Below are 19,613 nucleotides of genomic sequence, written 5' to 3'. Positions count from 1 at the left end.
AGCGCATCAGACGCCGGTGACCGTGCTGGGATCGCAGCCCGACTCACGGATCACCGGCGCGGACTGGACCACCACTCACTTCTGCGCTGTCAGGTGTCCAGGGGGCGCCAGGCAAGGTCGTCGCCGTCCCGCCGGACACGGCCGAACACCACGTCGGCGAAGTGGATGCCGAAGCCGATCGTGTCGGGTTCTGCTAGCTCTGCGACGAGCTGACGCCGGTGGTCGGCGGCGCGGACGGGATCGTGGTCGAAGACGGTGGACCATTCGGGGTGGGCGACCTGGATCGGGGAGTGCAGGGCGTCGCCGAAAGCGATCAGCCGCTGCCCGCCCGAGGTGATGACGTACTCGGCGTGTCCGGGCGAGTGACCGGCGGTGATCCGCATCCGTACGCCTGGGAAGATCTCCTGCCCGCCGGCCACGGTACGGACGTGCGGTGTCAGGCCCGCGATCTCCTGTGCCTCAAGGAGGTCGCGTCGGGCCCACTCCGGTTCGGACACCAGGTAGTCGGCATGGGCGAATGCGGGCCGGTCGGCGCCAGGAGCGGGATGCCAGGCCCAACCGGTGTGATCGGGGTGCAGGTGAGTGAGGGCCACCGCCTCGATCTGCTCGGGCTTGCGGCCGAGTTGGGCCAGGCTGTCCAGGAGCGCGCCCCCGTGGATCGCACCGCGCGGGCCGTCCGGCGCAGGCGGCCATGACTGCGGTCCGAACCCGGCGTCGATCAACAGTGCGCGGTCGCTGTTCTCCACCAGCAGGCCGCCGATACTCGCCACCAGGCTGCCGGACTCGTCCAGGTACTCGGGATGGGCGGCCCACACCTCGCTGGTTGTGTCGGGGATTAAATCGCGCGGCCGCAGCTGCACCGCTCCGTCCGGCACGTACGACACCCTCGTGTCGCCCAGGTGTATCGAACGGATGCCGGCTGGCCTCCGCAGCCGCCCATCCCGGTCCATCGCGGAATACGTCATGTCCATCTCCCCTGCGTTCTGGTGGGTCGTCACCGTGCCCCTTGGAGGCGACGGTGACGACCATAAGCATCAAGTTAGAACCATGCAAGCTTGGAATACTCTTACTTGAAGGACTTGTTAAGCTGGGATGCATGACGACGCCCTTGGAGCCGCACGCCATCGCCGAGCGAGAGCTGTGCTGCCTGGTGAACGGGCTGGCCCAGCAGATCGCCGACCACGTACGCGAACGCGCCGTCACGCTAGGCCTCACCGCGGCCCAAGCGACCGCGCTGCGGGAGATGACTGGGCCGATGACCATGCGAGAGCTCGCCGAACGCATGAGCTGCGAGCCCTCCAACGCCACCTTCGTCATCGACAAACTCGAGAAACAGGGCCTGGTCAAGCGCCGCGCACACCCCACCGACCGCCGCGCCAAGCACCTCGTCCTCACTGCGGCAGGCAACGCCTCCCGCGAACGGCTCCTCGAACTCCTCGGCCAGGACTCACCCCTGGCCACTCTCAACCCTGAACAGCAGCACGCCCTTCGGAGCCTTCTTGAGCAAGCAATCACGCGTTCCTGACGACGTCTCCCAAGGGGAAATGGATCGGCAGCTGCGCTGACGGCCGTGAGACCATCCTTCTCGCCCGAGAGCTGTTCTCGGTGGAAGTGCAAGAACAGTCGGGCCTCAAGCAGACCTACAGCGCGCGGGGCACTTGTGCCCCGCTTCTGCAGCATTCCGGATCTCCCGGGTCACTATGCAGAGACGTCACCGGCGGTACGACCGGAAGAGGCCCCCGCACATCGCAGGCCTGAACCAGCGCCCTCAGCACTCGCCTCGGTCTCAAGCCGACCGGCACCGTCCTCGGCGGCTGGCCCGCTGGTCAATCGCACCACCGCCGGACGGCGCTGGCACAGCAATGGCCCGGACAGTACGCGCTACACGCCTGCACGGGCTTGGAGCATGGCTTTCGGTACGGAGAACTGGAGCTCTGGAGGGAACAGCATCCCTCTGGGGCTTCGCAGTGCAGTCTCCGTCCGGTCGAGGTGAGTCCTGCCCGTGGTGCCCTCGCCGTTCCGGGCTTTGTGGTGCAATGGCTCCGGCCCGGTACCGGGCTTGGCGCCGGCCTCTCGCGCATCCGAGACGGAGCTCTTGACGCCAGCGAGTAGTGAGGAGTCACCGTGACCGTTGACGGGCCTGACGGGGGTCATGGGCCGGCCACTGGTGCTCCTGAGAATGGTGGTGGCCGGGGCAGGGAGATGACGTTGGCGGGGGCGCTGGCGGCTGCGGAGACCGCGGCGCCTGTGGAGTCGCTCGATGTTGTCGCCCGCATGCTCAAGGAGCACCTCGGGGCCGCGGCGGTGTCGTTCCTGATCACCGATTTCACGGGTGGCTCGGTGGTGCGGCTGGGGGTGGCGGGCAGTGTCGATACCGATGAACCGGCACGGCGTATCCCGCTGCGGGGCACTCTGTACGACGATGTGATCCGCACGCAGCGGCCGAGTGTGGAGGACGGGGGCGAGGGCGTAGTACGGGTCGTGGCCCCGGTGACCAATCGCGGGGACGCCATCGGGCTGCTCGAATTGTTCTTGCCCGCGGCGCCGGGCGCGGAGGTGATGAGGGAGATCGGCGAGACCGCGCACGCGCTGGCGTACATCGTCATCGCGAACCGGTCCTTCACCGATGTGTACCAGTGGGGCCGCCGCACCGTCCCGTTGAGTCTGGCAGCGGAGATCCAGCACCGGTTGCTCCCGGCGTCGCTGACGTGCGAGGCGGCGCAGTTCGCGGTGGCTGGGGCGTTGGAGCCGGCCGACCATGTCGGGGGTGACACCTTCGACTATGTGATCGACCGGGACGCGGTCCAACTCTCCGTCACCGATGCCATGGGGCACGATGTCGAGGCCGCGCTGCTGGCCACCCTCGTGGTGGGTGCCCTGCGTCGGGCGCGGCGGGCCGGTGCCGACTTCGCCGAGCAGGCCCGCCAGGCCGACCAGGCCATGCGCGACCACGGCCGCCAGGGTTACGTCACCGGCCAACTCCTGCGCATCAGCCTGATCGACGGCACGGCCGAGTTCATCAACGCCGGGCACCCCTGGCCGCTGCGGCTGCGGAACGGCGAGGTGCGGGAGATCACTCCGAAGGTCGATATGCCCTTCGGCTTCCACACCCCTCACACCTACCGGGTCCAGTCGCTGGACCTGCGGCCGGGCGACCGGCTGGTGATGCTGACCGACGGCATGCTGGAACGCAACGCAGGAAGCCTCGACCTGGCGGACCTGATGGTCCGCACCCGTGCACTGCATCCCCGTGAGGCCGCCCGCACTCTCATCGCGGCGATCGTCGACGCCAACAAAGGCCATCTACAGGACGACGCGACCGTCATGTGCCTGGACTGGCACGGCGTCGACCAATCCCGCCGGAACGCCGACACCGGCGCCGACCTCGCCGACGCCTCCGCACGGTCACGAACAGGGCAAACCACCCCTGGGCAATGACCCAGAGCCCGCTTCAGCCGCCCCTTGGGGCGGCCGGAGCGGTCGACACCCGCTTCGACCAGGGCCAGGGCGCGCTCAGTTCTGTCCCGGGTGACCGCGTCACCGGGGCAGGCGCCTGCGGCGGCGGCCCCGACGCACGCCGAGGAGGACGAGGTCGGCGACCAGAACCACCACGCCGACAACGAACAGGTAGAACAGGCCCTTCGCCACCACTCCGATGACGCCGAGCGCGATGGCCACAATGACCAGCAGGAGGAAGAGAGCCATCCGCGTCACCTCACAGGAGAAGGAGTTGATGGGGGCATCAGCGACGGGCGAGGCAGCGTTCTCCGCCCGCCCCCCCTTCGATAGGCCAGCTCGTAGTGCGCGAAGACCGCCCTCTCATCCTTCGCGAGCAGTTCGCCGTCCGTGCCGATCGAAGGCGCTTCCTTGACCCGCTTCTTGTCGTAGGCGACCTTCAGGTAGTCCGGACCGACCGTCGCGCCGCCCAAGGGAACGAACACCAACCGATGCCGGGTCGGCAACCCGACCTTGACCGTCGCGAACGCGGACTGGTCCGTGACCATGTCGACGTAGACCGCCTCCAGGGAGCCGATCTTGTCCCGCTCATGGTCGACCACGTCGTGACCACGCCACTCCCTGATGTCTTCCGCCTCAAACACGGGACCCCTCCCTCGCAGCTCAACCGAAGGACACGGTCCCGTCCTCCTCTGCTCACTCCCTACCTGCCTACCGATCGTCACACCCAGAGCCAGCCAGTGACCAATGCCGCCTGATTGGGGGGCAGCTGCCCCGGGAGGCGCCTGTGGAGTCGCTATTCTCGGCGATCGCACGGGATCCACGGTTCCGGCGCCTGTGACATGTGGCCCGGCTACCGGACCAACCTTCCGCCAGACGGCAACACCGCGTCGAGTGCTGACAACGCTGGTTGCTGTGCCGGTACTTGCAGGCCAGCATCAAGGCGAGTTCGGTGGCCTCGGTACCGGACTGGACGAACACACCTTGGCGTCCGTCGGGGATGTCGGACAGGCGGGCGGTCCGCTCCGCCAGCTCGACCTCACTGCGATGGAGGTGTGAGGCGGCGGTGAGCAGTTCTGCCTCGGCCAGTTGCCGGCTGATCGCGTCGGCGATTTCAGGGATGTCGTAGCCGAGGCTGTTCGTCCAGCTGCCCGCGATGAAGTCCAGGTAGCGGCGCCCCTGGGCATCGATGGCCCGGCCGCCTTGTCCTCCCACGATCTCCAGAGGCTCGTCGTAGCAGAGCGACATCCAATGTGGCGAGACAGCCTGATGCCGAGCCAGCAAGGATGCTTGGGGCACTATTCCTCCAGCAGATCAGGAAGTACGGTCCACGCTCGCCATGCTGCACGGACGGTGAAGACGCCACCGCCAGGCGACCATGCCTGAACCGGCCGTTTGGGCCCGCACCGCCGAGCCCGGTCAGACCGGTCCTGATTGGCCACCAAGCAGCCGATATCCACCAGCGTCCAGAGACCGCGTACCGACGGCGAGCGGACACTCCTGCCACGCACCGCGTTGTTCCTGACCGGGTTCGCTACGTGCGACATACCACCAATACCGATGGGGGAGAGGTCTCCGTCCCGACAAGGTGCGACGCCCGGGGGAGAGCCACTACCGCTCGGGGTGTGCCGCTGGGAGACTGCGGGGATGGCACGCGGCGGTTGCCGTTCCCGGTCGTGGATGAGTGCGCCCGTCTCGTCGTCGGCAAGTCTGGCCCGCGCGATCTCGTGGAGGGCCTGGTCGTGCCCGCCGGCATGCCTCCTACGGTGTGTTCCTCGCCGATCTGAGCCTGGGAAGCGCCAGCTTGATCATCTCGTGGCCGATCTGGTGGGGCACGACCGGGTGGCGACGGGTTCTATCATTCGTCTCCAAGAGGCGGGCAGTTGCAGTCAGTGCCGACAGGGGTGGTGCGTGGTGGCAGGACGTTTGGTGAGATCGGTGCTGGTCACGTGGGCCGTGCTGATCGTGCTCCTGCTCGCGCCTTCTCCCCTGCCAGAGCAGTGGCGTTACTACATCTACTCGCCGGCGAGCGTGGGATTGTGGATGCTGGCCATGCTCGTCGCACCCGTAGTGGTCTGCTTTGTTAAGTGGCCGTGGATCAAGTCGGGCAGCCGCTGAACCCCCTCCTGCTCTGAGCCCGGGGTCGCCTCGTTTCTCCTAGGGTTGTCCAACTTCCCTGGCAAACGGTCCCGGTTCGGCGTGGGAAGACAGCCACCACGCCCGCCTGATGATCACGGCTGGGTAAACGTCGCCGGGTCGGCTGTCACACCGTTGTCTTCGCGCACACCTCTATCAGAGGTCTACGGGATTCTGCTCGGGGTCCCGCGCCACCTGCGTGAGGAGCCTCGTCATGACATACGCCAGCAGCGCCCGGCAGCCCGTCCCGGGGCCACGCCCGACCTGGACAAGGGGTACCGAACGCCTCCCAGGCGGGTCGGATTTCAGTGCCGCGTCCAGTGCCGTAAACGATTCCCACGTCGCGCCCGACCTCGTAGCTCACACCACCCGACGAGGTACCTCCCGGCACGCTGACACCTCTCTCCTTTCCTCTGAGACACCGGCGAAGGGGAAGAGGTCTACTCCCACGGCCCGGAAACAGCCGAGCCGCTCGCTGCCGTGGCGGAGGACACGACCACGGCGCGCTGCCACCTCAGTCTCCCCACTGACCCTGGCCCCCACCCGGATGGGAAGGAGCTGGTTGTGCCCGCACCGCGTACCGGACAACAGGACGTCTCCGCATCCGGGGCACCGTCCCGGTCCCGGGCGCGGCGGAGCGGGCGCGGGCCGGATACCAGGGCGTCCGCACCGAGCGCTGAAGGGCTCAAACGGCTGCAGCCTACGACTCGCTGAGCTTGTCCATGATGGCCTGGAGCACGCGTTCCACGCCTCTCGCAGCTTCTTGGCGACGCTGCTCGCGCGGCTGTTTCTCGACCTGGAGCCAGCGATAGTAGGTGAAGGAGGGGGATGTGCAGTTCCCGTAGTACGGGCTCGTCTCCCAGGTGAGGGTGCTCGTCGACGAGCACCCTCACCAGGGCCGGGTCGGGTCGAACTGGGCCGAGAAAGGAGCCGAAGCCGTCCGAAGGACCTCATTTGTCCTCTCGGCTGAACCTTCTCTGTCCACAGGCCGCAAGCTCCCTACGCTCAGCAGGTCACCGCGCCCGCAGGCGTCGGCCTGACGGATTCAGCTCCGCAGGGCTTTGTGATGGACGCCGAGATCCTTGGTCGTCGGCGGATCACCGGCTTCAGATCAGTAGGTCGAACTTTCCGCACCGCACGCTTACGCAGTTCCCAACGGGTACTTCCTCGGCAGGCATCGTCTGGGTTCTTCTCATGAGACCCATGTGGCAGCCTGTCACTACTTCCCGCATTCGGGGAACCTCGCAGTCACCGTCCCAGCGGAAGCCCGCGCCCACCGCCTCGTAGGCGTCACTGACCGCCTGCCTCGGCTCCTATCCTCCCGAGCCGGGGCAGCGGGCGCGAGTGATTCATCTTCGATTCTGTTTGCGGACTTGATGTGATCAAGACGGCCTACTCGCCGCCGTTCCGGCTTGCTGAACTCTCGGCGCGGCCAAAGCATCGTTCCCGTGAGGGAAAACCTCACATGTGTTCGATTCGAAGGGCAGACATGTCTCATCGAAACCTGCGCGGCGCGTTCACGGCCGCGGTGGGATCGGCGGCAGTCCTTGGCCTGTTCGGCCTCGGAACGCCCGCGCTGGCCGCCGACGGCCAGCCGACCACCCTCAACGGAACCATGGCCCAGCCCTCGGTCGCCACCGGCGGCTTCCAGACCAGGGCGCCGGACTTCTGGGAGGGCAGCGGCGACCTGTACGGCTCCGGACTTGCCAAGCACCCCAGGCACCTGCAGGCTTTCGACCTGAACCCCGCAACGACGGGGTTCCTGCGGCAGACGCTGCAGAACATCAAGGCCGGCTCGGTTGTCACCGTGCGGTGGGACGACTCGCCGAACCAGTACGACGCAGCTGCCCCCGCCACCGGACGGTACAACGTCAGCGCCTCAGGCGGGGCCACACAAGAGCTGAACACACTGCCGCGAACTACCGTGGGTACGCCCTGGCGGTTCACGAACTCCTACACGTTCACCGCGGGCACCGAAAACCCCGTCCTGACGTTCACGTCGCTGGACACCGGCATCTACGGTGCCGTAGTTGCCGACGTACGGATCGACCAGACCTCCGCCGCCGCGGACACTCCGAACCCGGCGAAACCGACGACGAACACGCCGGATCCGAGCCGGCCCCCGATTCCCTCGGGTGACAAGCCGCCGGTCGGCAACTCCAACACGTGCGTGCCCTTCTCGGACGGCTCCCTGCCGACCGGCTGTGTGGAGCAGACGGAGAACCAGCAGGCGATCGACGAATGCCCACCAGGCAACGCCTCCTGTGTGGCGAAGTACGCCACCGACGGTGCGGCAACCAAGCAGGACACCGCCTACACCGCCGGTCTTGTGGACGGCATCGTGAACAAGGACCGGTACTCCAGCCCGCAGAACGCCGCGCAGCAGATGTGCGGGATCTCCACCCAGCACACCAGCGCGTACACGCAGGACCAGTACGAGTACGTTCCCGGCACGTGGAACTGCAAGGGCGGTCTGTCCAACCAGGACGGTGAGCAGATCCGGCCCACCCCGGGCGGCACTCTGACCCAGCTGCCTTCCTCCTGAACCTGAAGGTCCCCCGCCAGTCTGCGGCCTGCGGCCCGGGGCGCCCGCAGTGTGCCGCCGCTCTCGCCCTGACGTGCCTCCCCTCTGCTCTTGGTCGCCTCAGGCGGCCCCAGCCAGAACAGGAGAACCTGTGTTGATCAGTGTCTCGCGGACTCCCGCCTCCTGCGTTCTCGGAGGAGTCCTCCTGCTCTCTCTGTCCTTGTCCCTGGTGGCCTTGACACCCGCCCACGCGGAAAGCGCATGGACGCCGGTGGACATCGAGAATCCCCAGTTCGCCCTTCCGGCAGTGCCCCCGGCGGCGTCGAACACGAACACGCCCACCGGCTGGTACCAGTCGACCCCGAACCCGTTCCGCCTGCAGATGTTCTCCCCGACACTCGCCCGGCATCCGCAGAACCTCCAGGCCGTGTCGCTGAACAACAACGGCGCGGGCAAGCTGCGACAGCGGCTGTGGAACGTGAACGTCGGCTCCAAGGTCCGCGTGCGGTTTTCTGACTCCGCTTCCACTCTCGCCGCCTGCACTCCCGGAGAGGTCGCCGCCGGCCAGAAGTACCGGCTGACGGCCTACAAGGAGACCGCCTACGAAGCGAACGGCGAGCCAGCCAAGGTAGGCAACACCCAGGAGATCGCACGTACTGTGCACGCCACGCAGGACTACACCACCCTCGGCTACCCCAAGACCGGGACCACCACCCCCGGCAACGGCGCCTGGTCGGACGCGCCGAAGGTGTTCGAGTTCACCGCGGCCGAGGACAACCCGCTGATCGTCTTCGAGTCCCTTGAGGAGAACGCCCCCGCCGACGCCAGCTGCGGACCGCTCGTCACGGACGTCTCGGCCGAGGAGCAGGCGGTGGCGATCAACCACGACGTCGAGCAGAACGAGATGCCGTTCAGCGCTTTCAACGGCGTCGACGAGACCTCCATGGCCACGGCCAGCAACACCTGCAAGTCGGCCCCCACGGCCTGCAGGTTCACCGCCGACCCTCGCTACACCTACCAGTACTACCTGGCGAACCGGATCCTGGGCGAGGCGTACCTGAACTGCACCCGCAACCAGATCGTGGACCGGCGGAAAGTCACCTGGACCGAAGAGGGCTTCGACAGCATCAGTCAGGAACTGGGCCGGGTCAAGAACGCGCACTCCGTCGACCAGAGCGCCGCGAACACCGGCGCGGACGACGTCAATACGCAGACGACGCCCGCGAGTCTGGGCGGAAACCCGAACATGCTCCAGCAGGCCGCAGCCGGCTTCCAGCGCAACGAAGGCAACCCGAACCTGGTCAACACGACCAACCCGTTCGCCGGGTCCCGCACCACCACCAAAGAGGTGGACCTCGCGGTCCAGCCCGGCGAGGCGAGCTGGATCGAGGTCCAGGGCTCACGCGAGCGCGTCGAGGGACTCTTCCGCAGCACCGCCACCAACACCGCCGTCACCATCGAGGCGAGCTTTGACCTCCCCTCCGGCAAGGTGCCCGACCGCCTCTACGAGCGCACCGGCCCGCTGACCCAGGACGAGAAGAAGCACTGTCTCACCGAGCGCCCGCTGAAGGTCACCCCGGACAACGGCGGCACCCGCTCCCTCATGCGGGGCGGCGATGAGGCAGGCGACAGCTTGGTGCACACCCCGGTCGCACCGTTCAGCCGCGAGACCAGGCTCACCCCCATCACGGCTGCGGCAAAGCCGTGACCGGATCTCCGTCCCTGGAACGCCCCTCGTTCAACAGGAGAGTCCCATGCGCAACCTCAAGAACAGCTCCCTTCGCTCCCCCCTGCGTTGCCGCCCGATACTGACCACCAACGTGGGAGCCGTCACGCTCACGCTCACAGCGATGGCCGCGCTGCCGGCCTTCGCCGCCGCACCACCCGGCGGCAACCTGGCCGCCAAGGCCTTCCGCAAGGGCCAGAGCGTCGCGGTCAAGGAGGTTGTGAAGGCTTGCAAGGGCAGCAACTGCGGCTTTCGGGTGACCGCCGGTCCGGCGGAGTACCTGACCGCCGTCACTAACGTCGGCAGCGCCATCATCAACTGCACCAACGAGGACATGGCCGTCGAACGCGAGGTCACCCTCACCTCCTCGATCACCGACAACATCGAGGGCGAGATCTCCGGCACCGCCACGATCGAGGGACACGTCGACAACCAAACCGAGGTGACCGTCTCCGGAGAGCTGAAACAGACAGTCACCCAGCAGACCACGGAGAAGCTAAGTAACACCTCCACCGGCAGCCAGGAGGTCGCCGGTGAGGCAAAGGGCACCAACACGAACACCAGCTCCAACACCTTCCACACCGCTCCCAAGGACACCGGGCCCAACAACGAGTCCACCACGTCCAGCGAAGCCGCGACCGAAGTCACGAACACCGTGACCAACAAAGCGGAGAACTCGGTCACCAAAGAGGCCGAGAACCAGCTCACCAACACCACAGAGGCCACCGGCACCGTCCAGGCCAGAGATCAGCTCGAAGTCGGTGTCAGGGCAGCCTTCGAAGCGGCCTTCCGGCTCACAGCCGGAACCGAGCTCGCCACCGGCACCTCGGAGAAGATGACCTACAAGACCACCCTCAAACCGAAGGACATCCTCACGTTCTCCTCGCAGAACGCCATGGTCCGCACCACCGGCACCTTGAACGTCAACGACGACACGGGCAACGCCACGGTGGAGAACATCACCGTCGACAGCCCCTCCACCGTCACCGCGAGCTCGCTCATCGCCCAGACCTTCACCGGGGCAGAGCAATGCGAGACGCTGAGGCCCGTCAGAGACGCCGCCGACCCCCAGCCCACCGGCCCCTCCCGCGGCTCCTCCAGATCCCTGGAAGGCCTGCCGGACGTCTACACGATCCAGGCACCGGCCCCGGGCACCCATCCGACCTCCACCAAGGTCCTCAAGCCCGTCCGGACCTCCACCGACCACTAGTACTCCACCAGGATCTCGCTGCCTGACCTGCGGGTTTCGCTGGGGCCTGCGGACTGTGGCGGGCTGTGAGGCGGCCGAGGGGCGGTCCCACGGAGGCCGCCCCTCGAACGTGTGGCAACGCCGCAGACAAGGACAGCGACGGGCGACCGCCTGGCATCGCTGACGCCTGTGCGACCAGCTCATCGCGCGGCATCGGCCTCGGTGTCCGCGTAGGTGCGGGGGCCGCGCTCTCCAACGCGGCCGCCGTGGTGGTGAGCCTGGTGCCGGAGGACGACGACGCGGCCGAGACCGCGCTGCGGAGTGCGCTGGCGCTGCGCTACAACACGGTCAAGCGGTTCCTGTCGCTGCTGGGCGAGTCGAAGGCGCTCGACGCGGCGACGGGCGGGAAGCGGGTGCTGGACGCAGGTGAGCTGCTGAGTATCTACGAGCGGTTCCGGCGGTTGGCCGTAGGTGATCCGGTAGTTGCTTTCGGCGGTCCGGCGGAGGGGTGGCCGGCGCCGAGCGCGGTGTGCGGACGATCGTGGTCGTCGTCACTGCGGACCGGCGCGCCTGCTGCCCGTCATCATGCCGAGTGAGAGCGGGGGCAGTCGTGCAACGACCGCCCCCGCGCCACGGGAGTCTCAGGATTCGGGCGGCAGGGTCCGAACGAAGACGTCCCATGTGCCGTTGGTGTCAGCGGGGACGATATCGGAGTCGCGCGATTCGAAGGCGAACGTGCGGCCGTCGCCGGTCATCGCCGCCACCTGCCCGGGATAGGCGCTGACCGGATAGCCGTCCTTGGTGAGGGTCACGAGCTGCGCCTGATCGGTCGTCAGGTTCCACATGAAGGCCGGCGGAAGCGACGTGTTCGGGCCCATGACGGCCGGCAGGAGGAGCACGAAGCGGCCGTCGGCGCTGAGCGAGCCGAAGCTGGTGGGCTGGCTGAACGGGTTTGGCCGGGTGGTGCCGGTCGTCAGATCGCGGATGAAAATGGTCGAGTTCTGGTCGTTCGCCGTCACCGGGCTTCTGTCGGATCGGGTGAAGAGCACCCGGTTGCCGTCCGCGCTCATCGACAGCCGGCCGCTCAGGGCTCGCTCAGGTGTCGATCCGTTCTGCGCGACATCCACCATCTGTTCCTCGCCGGTACTCCGGTCGAGGAGGTAGGCATGGCCCTTCGCGGGGGGTGTGGGGCCCGGGCCCGGGGAGGGGTATGTGAGGTTGCTGTACGCAATGCGCTGCCCGTCGTCGCTGATGGCGGGTCCGCCCGCGTAGTAGGTCCCGGTCGCGGTGTCGGGCCGACTCACCCACTGCGTCGTGCCCTCCAGCAGATCACGCACATACACCCTTGAACCCTCGGCCGCCGTCGACCCCGGGGGACGGCTCTGCGCGAACGCGACGTAGCGGCCGGAGCCGCTGATCCGGGGGTCGCGCGGGTAGCCGCCGGTGAACTCACCGAGGTCGACGTCCACCCGCTGGGTGAGGCCCGTCGGTAGATCGCGCACATACAGGCGATCGCCCGACTTGATCAGCATCCGGTCCCCCGAGGCGCTGAAGTCGCATATGTCCACCGGGGTGCCATCCAAGGTCACCAGCTCCACTGTGCCTTCGCGCAGGTCGCGCAGGTACGTCCGGAGCTGATGGGTCGGGATCGGATCGGGCACAAGATTCGTCGCCCACGAGGCGAAAGCGATGTAGCGACCGTTCCTGCTGAGCACCGAATTGAACGACCTGTCGTTGCCCTGCGTCCCGTCAGCGGCCACACTGACCCGCACCGTCCCCGTACCACCACCGCCGGGGTCGGCGCTCGCCGTCCCCATCGGCAGCAGCGCCGCCAACAGACCGGCCCCCAACGCACTTGCCACCGCAGGTAAAAGCCTTCGCATGTACCCTCCCGAACACTCGTGACCCTGCCCCAACCCCTACCGGGGTAATCCGCGATACAACCGCAGCGGGCCCGACGTGTTCAATCAGCCCAATGACGTACAACCATGGACGCGCTTCGGACGTCAGGGCCGCCGAAGCGGCGGGTGCAGCGGACGAAGACACAGGCCCGGCCGTACAGTGATCGCAGCCGTGGCACACAGCCGTACGGGCGGCGGGCAGCAGGGCGGTGGCAAGCGGTCCGGGATGACCCCGGCGGCGTCCTCCCGGGTCCAGTCCGCCGGCGCGATGAACCCCGGCAGCCGGACCGCGCAGACCGGGTTCGCCTCCCGCGCCCAGTCCGCCGCGGCGAAGAGCTCACGCACCGGACAGAAGTGATTCAGTGCGGGGTGTAGCAGTTCGGGGGCCTTGAGGGCGTCGGTGACGAGCCCGGTTCGCATGTGGTCGGGGATCGCCCACCCGGCCAGTCGGCGTGAGGCGAGGTCGATGACGGTTGCGAGGTAGAGCGGCTTCGCGCCGCTGACCGGCAGGTATGTGATGTCGCCGACGTACTTCGTGTCCACCTCGGATGCGTTGAAGTCACGTCCGATCAGATCCGGCGCCTTCGACGCCGCCTGGTCTGCGACGGTGGTGCGGTGCCGACGCCGCGGACGAACTGCCTCCACTCCGATGGTCCGCATGATCCTCGCGACGCGTTTGTGGTTGATCCGTTCGCCCTCGCCGCGGAGTTCGGCGGTGATCCTGGGGGCGCCGTAGGTGCCGTCGGAATCCTGGTGGACCTTGCGTGTCCGGGCCGCGATCCCGGCCTCGGCGGTCTGCCGGGCCGCCCTTGCGGCCGCGGTGCGGCGCCAGTAGTAGAAGCTCGAGCGGGAGAGGCCGAGGATGTCGCAGAGCCGCTTCACGCCGAACCGGCGCTGGTGATCTGCAACGAACTGGCAGCGGTTCACCAGCGCGTCTCCGTGGCGAAGTACCGGGCCGCCTTGCGGAGAATGTCTCGCTCTTCCTCCAGCTCGCGGATCCTCTTCCGGGCCGCTGCCAGATCCGCCTGAACATTGTCGCCACCGGCCTGCGCAGCGGCCGGCGGTACGGAATGGGCACCGGGGCGGCGCCCGTCGGCAGCCCGGATCCAGTTCCGCAGCGTCTCGCTGTTCACCCCGAGATCAGCCGCGACCGACTTGATCGTCGCTCCCGGCCTCGACCGTACAACGCGACCGCGTCCGCCTTCGGGGTAATGCTTTATCCCCACGGGGACTCCGTTCTCCTGGACCATCAAGGTCCAAGTCTCTCCGGTGTCCAAAATCCGGGGTCAAGGCCCCCGCCATCCTGACCCTGGACCTTGACCAAACACCTAGGGGGAGGAGTCAGGACGGCAGAGTGGTCACGATGAGATCGACGCACAGGTCCATGACCCGGTAGACCTCCTCGACCGGTTTGCCGTGGAAGGCGTAGGCGGCCAGCATCTGGGAGAGCACGGACATCAGGATCATCACACTGTCCTGTGCCTTCTGCTTGGGCATGCCGGCGAGTTCACGCCCCACCGCCTCCTGGTTGCGCAGGGCGAACTCCGCGTACAGAGACTTGGCGTGGGGGTCCGAGGAGATCTGGAGCAGGCTCTGGACACGGAAGTACTGCGGCCTACGCTCGAAAGCCCTGATTGCTCCCCGCATCCGGCGGCGCAGCCGCTGCTCGGGGGGCAGCTTCTGCTCGGCGGGGTCCTGTTTTGCCCAGAAGGGGCCGGCCCAGTCCAGGAGCACCGCGGCGTACAGGTGTTCCTTCGAGTTGAAGTAGCGGTAGAGCGTGCCGAGGGCGACGCCCGCCTGCTCGGCGACGTGTCGGATCTGGATCTGCTCGTACTCCTCGCGTTCGAGGAGTTCCATGGCGCCGACGATGATGCGCCGACGGCGGGCGAGTTGGTGCGCGGGCAGCGCCGCGACGTCCAATGCCGTCGGTTCCGCCGACTGCGGACCAGACATACGTCTACCTCCGGTGCCAGGGCCGAAACCGGTGGCACCCCCTGCTTGTGGCCCCGCTGCAGCATCGGGGGCTAATGGCGGTGCCGTCGCGCCGGCTGGCCACGTGCGGCACGCATTCGACGCGACGGCATCTGTCAAGAGCGGATGGAACGACCCTCAGGCCGCCCTGGGTTTGTCAGGTGAGTGCTGAGATTCGCGGGCGTGAGAGCGCCAAGCCGTTCTCCCTCATGATAAGGCGCTGGTCGGCGGCAGAGAAATCCGCCGCGTCGAGGTCCTTCTTGAAGTCGAGGGGGTTCGCCAGGCCCTCGGTGTGGGGCCAGTCGGAACCCATCACCATCCGGTCGGCGCCGAGGAGCGCGCCGACTTCACGCAGGTCGTTCTCGTAGAACGGGGTGACCCACACATGTCGGGCGAAGGTGTCCTCGGGGTCCTCGGCATACAGCTGGTGCTGCTGACCGAAGGACTTGCCGAGGGACTTGAGCAGGGGGGCGGCCCAATCGGCTCCGGACTCGATGATCGCCACCCGGAGGTTGGGGTGCCGGGCGAACACTCCCCCGGTGATCAGGGCACCTATGGTGTCGCGTTCCGGTGCGGGGGAGACCACGGCGCGCATCAGGGTCATATGGTGCGCGTTCATCTCCTCGTCCTCGCCCCACATGCCGAGGATCTGGCTGTAGGCGGTGTCCCCGGAGTGGTAGGAGACGGTGATGCCGGCCTCGGCCACGGTGGCCCAGTACCGGTCGAACCTGGGGTCGGCGGGGGACTTGTACCCCTCCGCCGTCTTGATCGGACCGGTCTGCTGGACGACGATCCTGGCGCCCTGCTCCAGGACCCACTTCAACTCCTCGACTGCGGCGTCCGGGTCGGAGAGCGTGATGTACGGCGCGGCGAAGATGCGGTTCTTGTAAGCGAAGCCCCAGTCCTCGTTCAGCCACCTGTTGAAGGCGCGGAAGGCGGCGCGGGACGCCGGAAGGTCGTGGCGCATGCCCTGCTCGATGCCCACGCCGAGTGTTGGGAAGAAGAACGCGCCCTCCAGGCGCTGTTCGTCCATCACCGTGATGCGCGCGTCACGGTCTCGGTACTCGGGGCGGATCGGCTCCAGAGCCCCGAACTGGGAGATGATCGAGCCCCCCGACTCGTTGTTGCCCCGAAAGTACTGTTCGAGGCTGCCGGGGGCGGCGAGCTTGCTGAACGTCGGGTTGGGTAGGAAGTTGCACACCTTTCCGGACAGGACCAGACGCTGGCGCTTGTTGATCTCGGCCCACTGGACGGCGCCCGCGAACTCGGGCTCCAGATGTCTGGTGAAGGCGTCCGTGGCCTCGTAGTAGTGGTTGTCCCCATCGAAGCCGAGGAAGTCCGGTTCTGTCATGGTGTGCTCCTTCATCAAGGGTCCCAGAGCCTGGGAGGATTCTAGAATAGGATTCTAATTTCGTCAATGTGGATCGGGTCCGGCTATGGTCAGTCGGCCACCCTCCTGCGCATGCTCGGAGATCCTTGGGGAGTGATTTCCGGACCCCCTAGGACGGCGCGGCCCCGCACCCGGCCGCCGGGCGCCACCGGGGAGGGCGCCCCCTCCGGTCGACGCGGCCGAGTCTTTCCAGGTGGCACAGGAAGGTGGCCGCCTCGGTCGCCGCCATCGCCCGTGCCACCAGGGAACGTTCCTCCCACGGACGTCTCCCGGGAAGCCGGGCGGCCACGTCCCAGGTCGTCGGGTCGTCGCCGTTCCGCGGGCCCAGCACCGCCAGGACTTCGTCCAGACGCAGCCGGTAGTGCAGCGCCACCGCCCCGTGGCGGGCCTCGGAGTCGGTGACGTTCTCGCCGTGCCCCGGGAGCAGCACCCGGGCCGACAGGGCGCGGGTGCGCCCCAGCGAGGACAGGAACCGGGCCAGCAGGTCCTCTTCGCTCCCCATCTCCTGATGCAGCCTCGGCAACATCGTGGACAGGACGTGGTCACCGGTGAACAGCGCGCCCGAGTCGTCGAGCAGACACAGGTGGCCAGGGCTGTGCCCCGGAGTCCACACTGCAGTGATCGCGCGCCCGCCCTCGGAGCGCAGCACCTGCCCGTCCGTCAGGTCGGTGATGACGGGGGCACGCATGACTGTGTTACCGCCGAACCGTTCCCGCATTGCTTCCCCGGCGCTCGGCGGAGCGCCCAGCCAGTCCGTCCAGCCGGGTTCAGGTCCGTCCGACCCTGCGGCGAACCATCTGCGCTCATGGGGGTGCGCGGCCACCCAGCAGCCGGTCCGCTGCTGGAGTCCGGCCGCCAGGCCCGCATGGTCCGGGTGGCCGTGGGTGAGGAAGATCCCCTCGACGTCCGCGAGAGAGGCCCCGAGACCGTCGAGACCCGACTCCAGCGACCGTAGGCTCTCCTCGTCCCAGCCGGCGTCCACGAGGAGGATCCGGTCGCCCGACTCCACCGCGTAGACGTTCACGGTGGGCGGGACGTTGCGGACGACGGCGACCGGCAGTTTCCAGAGGCCATGGCCCAGATCGGCCGTACCCGGCTGGCCGGGACCTTCCCGGCCGGCCTTGGAGGCACTCATGACGGACTGTCACTCCAGCGGATCAGCGCGTCGAGCGCCTCGACGCGGTCGCCCTGGACGAGTAGGGGGTTGATCTCCAGCTCCTCGACCCCGTCACCGAGTCCCTCCGCGACCAGGGCGATCCGGTGGACCGCTTCGACGACGGCGTCCAGATCCGCTGCCTCGCCGCCGCGGAAGCCGCGCAGCACCTCGATGCCCCGCAACTCGTCGAGCATGCTCCGGACCTCGTCGCGGGAGACGGGCAGCACCCGCAGGGCGGTGTCGCGGAGCACCTCCACCAGAACACCGCCGAAGCCCACCACCAGCACCAGGCCCCAGTCGGGGTCGCGTACGACACCGACCAGCAGCTCCGTGCCACGCCCGCGCATCGGCGACACGGTGATCCCGGAGATGAGCGCGGCCGGTTGCGCGGCGCCCACCCGCGCCAGGATGTCATTGTGGGCGGCACGGACCTCCTCGCCGTCCGCGAGATCGAGGCGGACCCCTCCGACGTCCGTCTTATGGGCGATGTCACGCGAAGCGATCTTGAGTACCACCGGGTACCCCATACCGTCGGCCGCGGCCACCGCCTCGTCTGCCGAGCCGACCACGGTGGCGGGAACGTAGGGGACCCCGTGTCCGCCGAGGAACGCGCCGATGTCGGCCTCGGTCCAGTCACCCGTGCCCTCGGGGCGTGCGATGACCGCGGGGGGCGCCACCGGATCGACCGCCGCGAGATCACGCCGCCGCTGCGACCACCAGATGGCTCTGGCCAGGGCCGGGACCCCGCGGTCGTAGGACTCCACCAGATGCGCCATGCCCATCTGCCGACGCCACTGCCTGCCGAACTCGGTGCTCTCCACCGGCAGGAACCCCATCATGATCACGGGTTTGTCGCTCCCCGCGGCCGAGAGGATCGTCTCCTCGGCCATCGCGCTCGACATCGCCGCGTGTTCTTTCGACTGGGGCAGTTGACTGTTGAAGACCGCGATGTCGACGTCGGGGTCGTTCAGGACCCGGCGCTGGGCCTTGTACATGATCGACGGATCGACGGCGACCACACCGGTCACATCCAGGGGGTTCTGCGCGGTGGCCGACTCCGGCAGGCCGTCCTCGCGCAGAGCCGCGACGGTCTCGGCAGACAGCTCCGGCAGTGTGAGCGAGACGGCGTCGGCCTTCTCGCTGATCAACGCACACATCGCGCCCGAGCCGGTCACGAAACCGACCCGGTGGCCGGGCATCTCCCCGTACCCGTCCAGGAGGCCCGCGGTGACGGCGAGGTCCTCCATGGACTCCACCCGGATCACGCCCTGTTGGCGGCAGACGGCGTCGATCACCCGGTCGTCGCCCACGAGCGCGCCGGTGTGCGCCGCCGCGACACGGGCCGCGGTCTTGCCCCGGCCGACCTTGAACATCACGATCGGCTTGCCGGCTTCCCGGGCTCGGCCCGCGAGATCGGCGAACCGGGCGCAGTCGCGGATCTGCTCCACATAGAGCGCGATCACCTTGGTGTTCTCGTCGTGCAGCAGGTATTCGAGGCCGTCGGTGACGCTGATCATGGCCTCGTTCCCGAGGGTGATCGCATGGCTGATGCCGACGTCCCGCGACTGCAGGAACGGCAGCAGGAAGATCGCCAGTGCGCCGCTCTGACTGAGCAGGCCCACACCTCCGGTCAGCATCGGGGCCGGGGTGAAGTGGCTGAACGCCGAAACCTTGCCCCAGGTGTTGACGAACCCCAGGTTGTTGGGCCCGAGGATGAGCTGCCCGTTGGCCCGGGCGGTGGCGACCACGTGGTCCTGCAGGGCCTGTCCCTGCGCCCCGCCCTCGGAGAAGCCGCCCGCCAGGACGATGAAGTTGCTGATGCCGAGCTTGGCGCCGTCGTCGAGGACCGAGGGGACCGCCGTGCCGGAGGTCAGAACGACCGCCAGACCGGGAACTTCGGGAAGCTCGCCCACCGAGGTGTACGTGGCCTGCCCGTGGGTGGTCGCCCCGCGCCGGTTGACCAGGTGGATGTTCCCCGTGAAGCCTCCGTCGCGCAGGTTTTTGAAGGTGAGCTGCGACCAGGCGGACTTGTCGCTGGCACCGATGATCGCGATGCTCTCCGGAGCCAGAAGGGAGTGCAGCCGCTGCGCGGTGAGCGGGTCGCGCCGATCGGCGGCCCGCTCCGGTGTGATGGTCATCGCATGCCTTTCCGCGAGAGTGGTGT

17 protein-coding genes and 1 pseudogene are annotated in these 19,613 nt (G+C 67.9%); 7 read left to right on the top strand and 11 right to left on the bottom strand.

All coding sequences use genetic code 11. From position 1 onward, the window contains the following. Positions 1 to 89 precede the first annotated feature (89 nt). Positions 90 to 965 (bottom strand): MBL fold metallo-hydrolase, encoded by an 876-nt coding sequence (locus tag NBG84_RS15390; protein ID WP_250919997.1) that lies wholly within the window; start codon positions 963 to 965, stop codon positions 90 to 92. Positions 966 to 1,096: 131 nt separating this feature from the next. On the opposite strand from NBG84_RS15390, the gene NBG84_RS15385 reads away from it, so the two are divergent. After that, positions 1,097 to 1,525 (top strand): MarR family winged helix-turn-helix transcriptional regulator, encoded by a 429-nt coding sequence (locus tag NBG84_RS15385; protein WP_250919996.1) that lies wholly within the window; start codon positions 1,097 to 1,099, stop codon positions 1,523 to 1,525. Positions 1,526 to 2,202: 677 nt separating this feature from the next. Then, a complete protein-coding gene (locus NBG84_RS15380) occupies positions 2,203 to 3,438 on the top strand; it encodes a PP2C family protein-serine/threonine phosphatase (RefSeq protein ID WP_250919995.1) in 1,236 nt (411 codons plus the stop codon). A gap of 99 nt (positions 3,439 to 3,537) precedes the next feature. On the opposite strand, the gene NBG84_RS15375 is transcribed toward NBG84_RS15380, so the two are convergent. The 3 genes from NBG84_RS15375 to NBG84_RS41545 all read right to left on the bottom strand — a co-directional run bounded on the left by NBG84_RS15375 (position 3,538) and on the right by NBG84_RS41545 (position 4,704). After that, the gene (locus tag NBG84_RS15375) at positions 3,538 to 3,705 is read right to left on the bottom strand and encodes a hypothetical protein (protein ID WP_250919994.1); all 168 of its coding nucleotides are present in this window, start codon (positions 3,703 to 3,705) and stop codon (positions 3,538 to 3,540) included. Positions 3,706 to 3,710: 5 nt separating this feature from the next. Further along, a complete protein-coding gene (locus NBG84_RS15370; RefSeq protein WP_250919993.1) occupies positions 3,711 to 4,100 on the bottom strand; it encodes a PRC-barrel domain-containing protein in 390 nt (129 codons plus the stop codon). Between the two features lie 67 nt (positions 4,101 to 4,167). Further along, complete coding sequence (locus NBG84_RS41545) at positions 4,168 to 4,704, bottom strand: aminotransferase class III-fold pyridoxal phosphate-dependent enzyme (protein ID WP_425608638.1); 537 nt, start codon at positions 4,702 to 4,704, stop codon at positions 4,168 to 4,170. 567 nt (positions 4,705 to 5,271) lie between these two features. On the opposite strand from NBG84_RS41545, the gene NBG84_RS15360 reads away from it, so the two are divergent. From NBG84_RS15360 to NBG84_RS41540, 5 genes and pseudogenes are all read left to right on the top strand, one after another. After that, on the top strand, positions 5,272 to 5,574 hold the full coding sequence (locus NBG84_RS15360) for a hypothetical protein (RefSeq protein ID WP_250919991.1): 303 nt from the start codon (positions 5,272 to 5,274) through the stop codon (positions 5,572 to 5,574). 1,507 nt (positions 5,575 to 7,081) lie between these two features. Then, a complete protein-coding gene (locus tag NBG84_RS15355) occupies positions 7,082 to 8,137 on the top strand; it encodes a carbohydrate binding domain-containing protein (protein WP_250919990.1) in 1,056 nt (351 codons plus the stop codon). Positions 8,138 to 8,267: 130 nt separating this feature from the next. Continuing rightward, positions 8,268 to 9,824 (top strand): hypothetical protein, encoded by a 1,557-nt coding sequence (locus NBG84_RS15350; RefSeq protein ID WP_250919989.1) that lies wholly within the window; start codon positions 8,268 to 8,270, stop codon positions 9,822 to 9,824. A gap of 46 nt (positions 9,825 to 9,870) precedes the next feature. Next, positions 9,871 to 11,052, top strand: a complete 1,182-nt coding sequence (locus tag NBG84_RS15345; protein ID WP_250919988.1) for a hypothetical protein — start codon at positions 9,871 to 9,873, stop codon at positions 11,050 to 11,052. A 209-nt stretch (positions 11,053 to 11,261) separates the two neighbouring features. Continuing rightward, a pseudogene (locus tag NBG84_RS41540) lies at positions 11,262 to 11,450 on the top strand (hypothetical protein); the annotation flags it as partial. A gap of 222 nt (positions 11,451 to 11,672) precedes the next feature. Here NBG84_RS41540 and NBG84_RS15335 read toward each other — a convergent pair. From NBG84_RS15335 to NBG84_RS15305, 7 genes are all read right to left on the bottom strand, one after another. After that, complete coding sequence (locus NBG84_RS15335; protein WP_250919986.1) at positions 11,673 to 12,893, bottom strand: TolB-like translocation protein; 1,221 nt, start codon at positions 12,891 to 12,893, stop codon at positions 11,673 to 11,675. Between the two features lie 144 nt (positions 12,894 to 13,037). After that, on the bottom strand, positions 13,038 to 13,859 hold the full coding sequence (locus tag NBG84_RS15330) for an IS3 family transposase (RefSeq protein WP_250919985.1): 822 nt from the start codon (positions 13,857 to 13,859) through the stop codon (positions 13,038 to 13,040). Beyond that, a complete protein-coding gene (locus tag NBG84_RS15325) occupies positions 13,856 to 14,158 on the bottom strand; it encodes a transposase (protein WP_250919984.1) in 303 nt (100 codons plus the stop codon). The genes NBG84_RS15330 and NBG84_RS15325 overlap by 4 nt, the downstream gene beginning before the upstream one ends. Positions 14,159 to 14,273: 115 nt before the next feature. Further along, complete coding sequence (locus NBG84_RS15320) at positions 14,274 to 14,885, bottom strand: TetR/AcrR family transcriptional regulator (protein WP_250919983.1); 612 nt, start codon at positions 14,883 to 14,885, stop codon at positions 14,274 to 14,276. 175 nt (positions 14,886 to 15,060) lie between these two features. Further along, positions 15,061 to 16,254: an amidohydrolase family protein gene (locus NBG84_RS15315; protein ID WP_250919982.1), complete on the bottom strand. Its 1,194-nt coding sequence runs from the start codon at positions 16,252 to 16,254 to the stop codon at positions 15,061 to 15,063. Between the two features lie 148 nt (positions 16,255 to 16,402). Beyond that, entirely contained in the window at positions 16,403 to 17,428 is a 1,026-nt protein-coding gene (locus NBG84_RS15310; RefSeq protein ID WP_250919981.1) for an MBL fold metallo-hydrolase, read from the bottom strand. Then, positions 17,425 to 19,587: an acetate--CoA ligase family protein gene (locus tag NBG84_RS15305; protein WP_250919980.1), complete on the bottom strand. Its 2,163-nt coding sequence runs from the start codon at positions 19,585 to 19,587 to the stop codon at positions 17,425 to 17,427. Before NBG84_RS15305 ends, NBG84_RS15310 begins: the two co-directional genes overlap by 4 nt. Between the last annotated feature and the right edge of the window lie 26 nt (positions 19,588 to 19,613).

This window comes from Streptomyces albipurpureus (genome assembly GCF_023701525.1).
In the GTDB taxonomy this organism is placed as follows: domain Bacteria; phylum Actinomycetota; class Actinomycetes; order Streptomycetales; family Streptomycetaceae; genus Streptomyces; species Streptomyces albipurpureus.
The sequence above is the reverse complement of the archived record's forward strand: the minus strand, read 5'-3'. Positions and strand labels throughout refer to the sequence as shown.

What these genes read in the sequence shown, in the direction of transcription:
- NBG84_RS15345 (WP_250919988.1), top strand. Translation starts at nt 9,871, where the DNA reads ATGCGCAACCTCAAGAACAGCTCCCTTCGCTCCCCCCTGCGTTGCCGC.
- NBG84_RS15310 (WP_250919981.1), bottom strand. Translation starts at nt 17,428, where the DNA reads ATGAGTGCCTCCAAGGCCGGCCGGGAAGGTCCCGGCCAGCCGGGTACG.
- NBG84_RS15320 (WP_250919983.1), bottom strand. Translation starts at nt 14,885, where the DNA reads ATGTCTGGTCCGCAGTCGGCGGAACCGACGGCATTGGACGTCGCGGCG.
- NBG84_RS15315 (WP_250919982.1), bottom strand. Translation starts at nt 16,254, where the DNA reads ATGACAGAACCGGACTTCCTCGGCTTCGATGGGGACAACCACTACTAC.
- NBG84_RS15385 (WP_250919996.1), top strand. Translation starts at nt 1,097, where the DNA reads ATGACGACGCCCTTGGAGCCGCACGCCATCGCCGAGCGAGAGCTGTGC.
- NBG84_RS15380 (WP_250919995.1), top strand. Translation starts at nt 2,203, where the DNA reads ATGACGTTGGCGGGGGCGCTGGCGGCTGCGGAGACCGCGGCGCCTGTG.
- NBG84_RS15355 (WP_250919990.1), top strand. Translation starts at nt 7,082, where the DNA reads ATGTCTCATCGAAACCTGCGCGGCGCGTTCACGGCCGCGGTGGGATCG.
- NBG84_RS15305 (WP_250919980.1), bottom strand. Translation starts at nt 19,587, where the DNA reads ATGACCATCACACCGGAGCGGGCCGCCGATCGGCGCGACCCGCTCACC.
- NBG84_RS15390 (WP_250919997.1), bottom strand. Translation starts at nt 965, where the DNA reads ATGACGTATTCCGCGATGGACCGGGATGGGCGGCTGCGGAGGCCAGCC.
- NBG84_RS41545 (WP_425608638.1), bottom strand. Translation starts at nt 4,704, where the DNA reads ATGTCGCTCTGCTACGACGAGCCTCTGGAGATCGTGGGAGGACAAGGC.
- NBG84_RS15375 (WP_250919994.1), bottom strand. Translation starts at nt 3,705, where the DNA reads ATGGCTCTCTTCCTCCTGCTGGTCATTGTGGCCATCGCGCTCGGCGTC.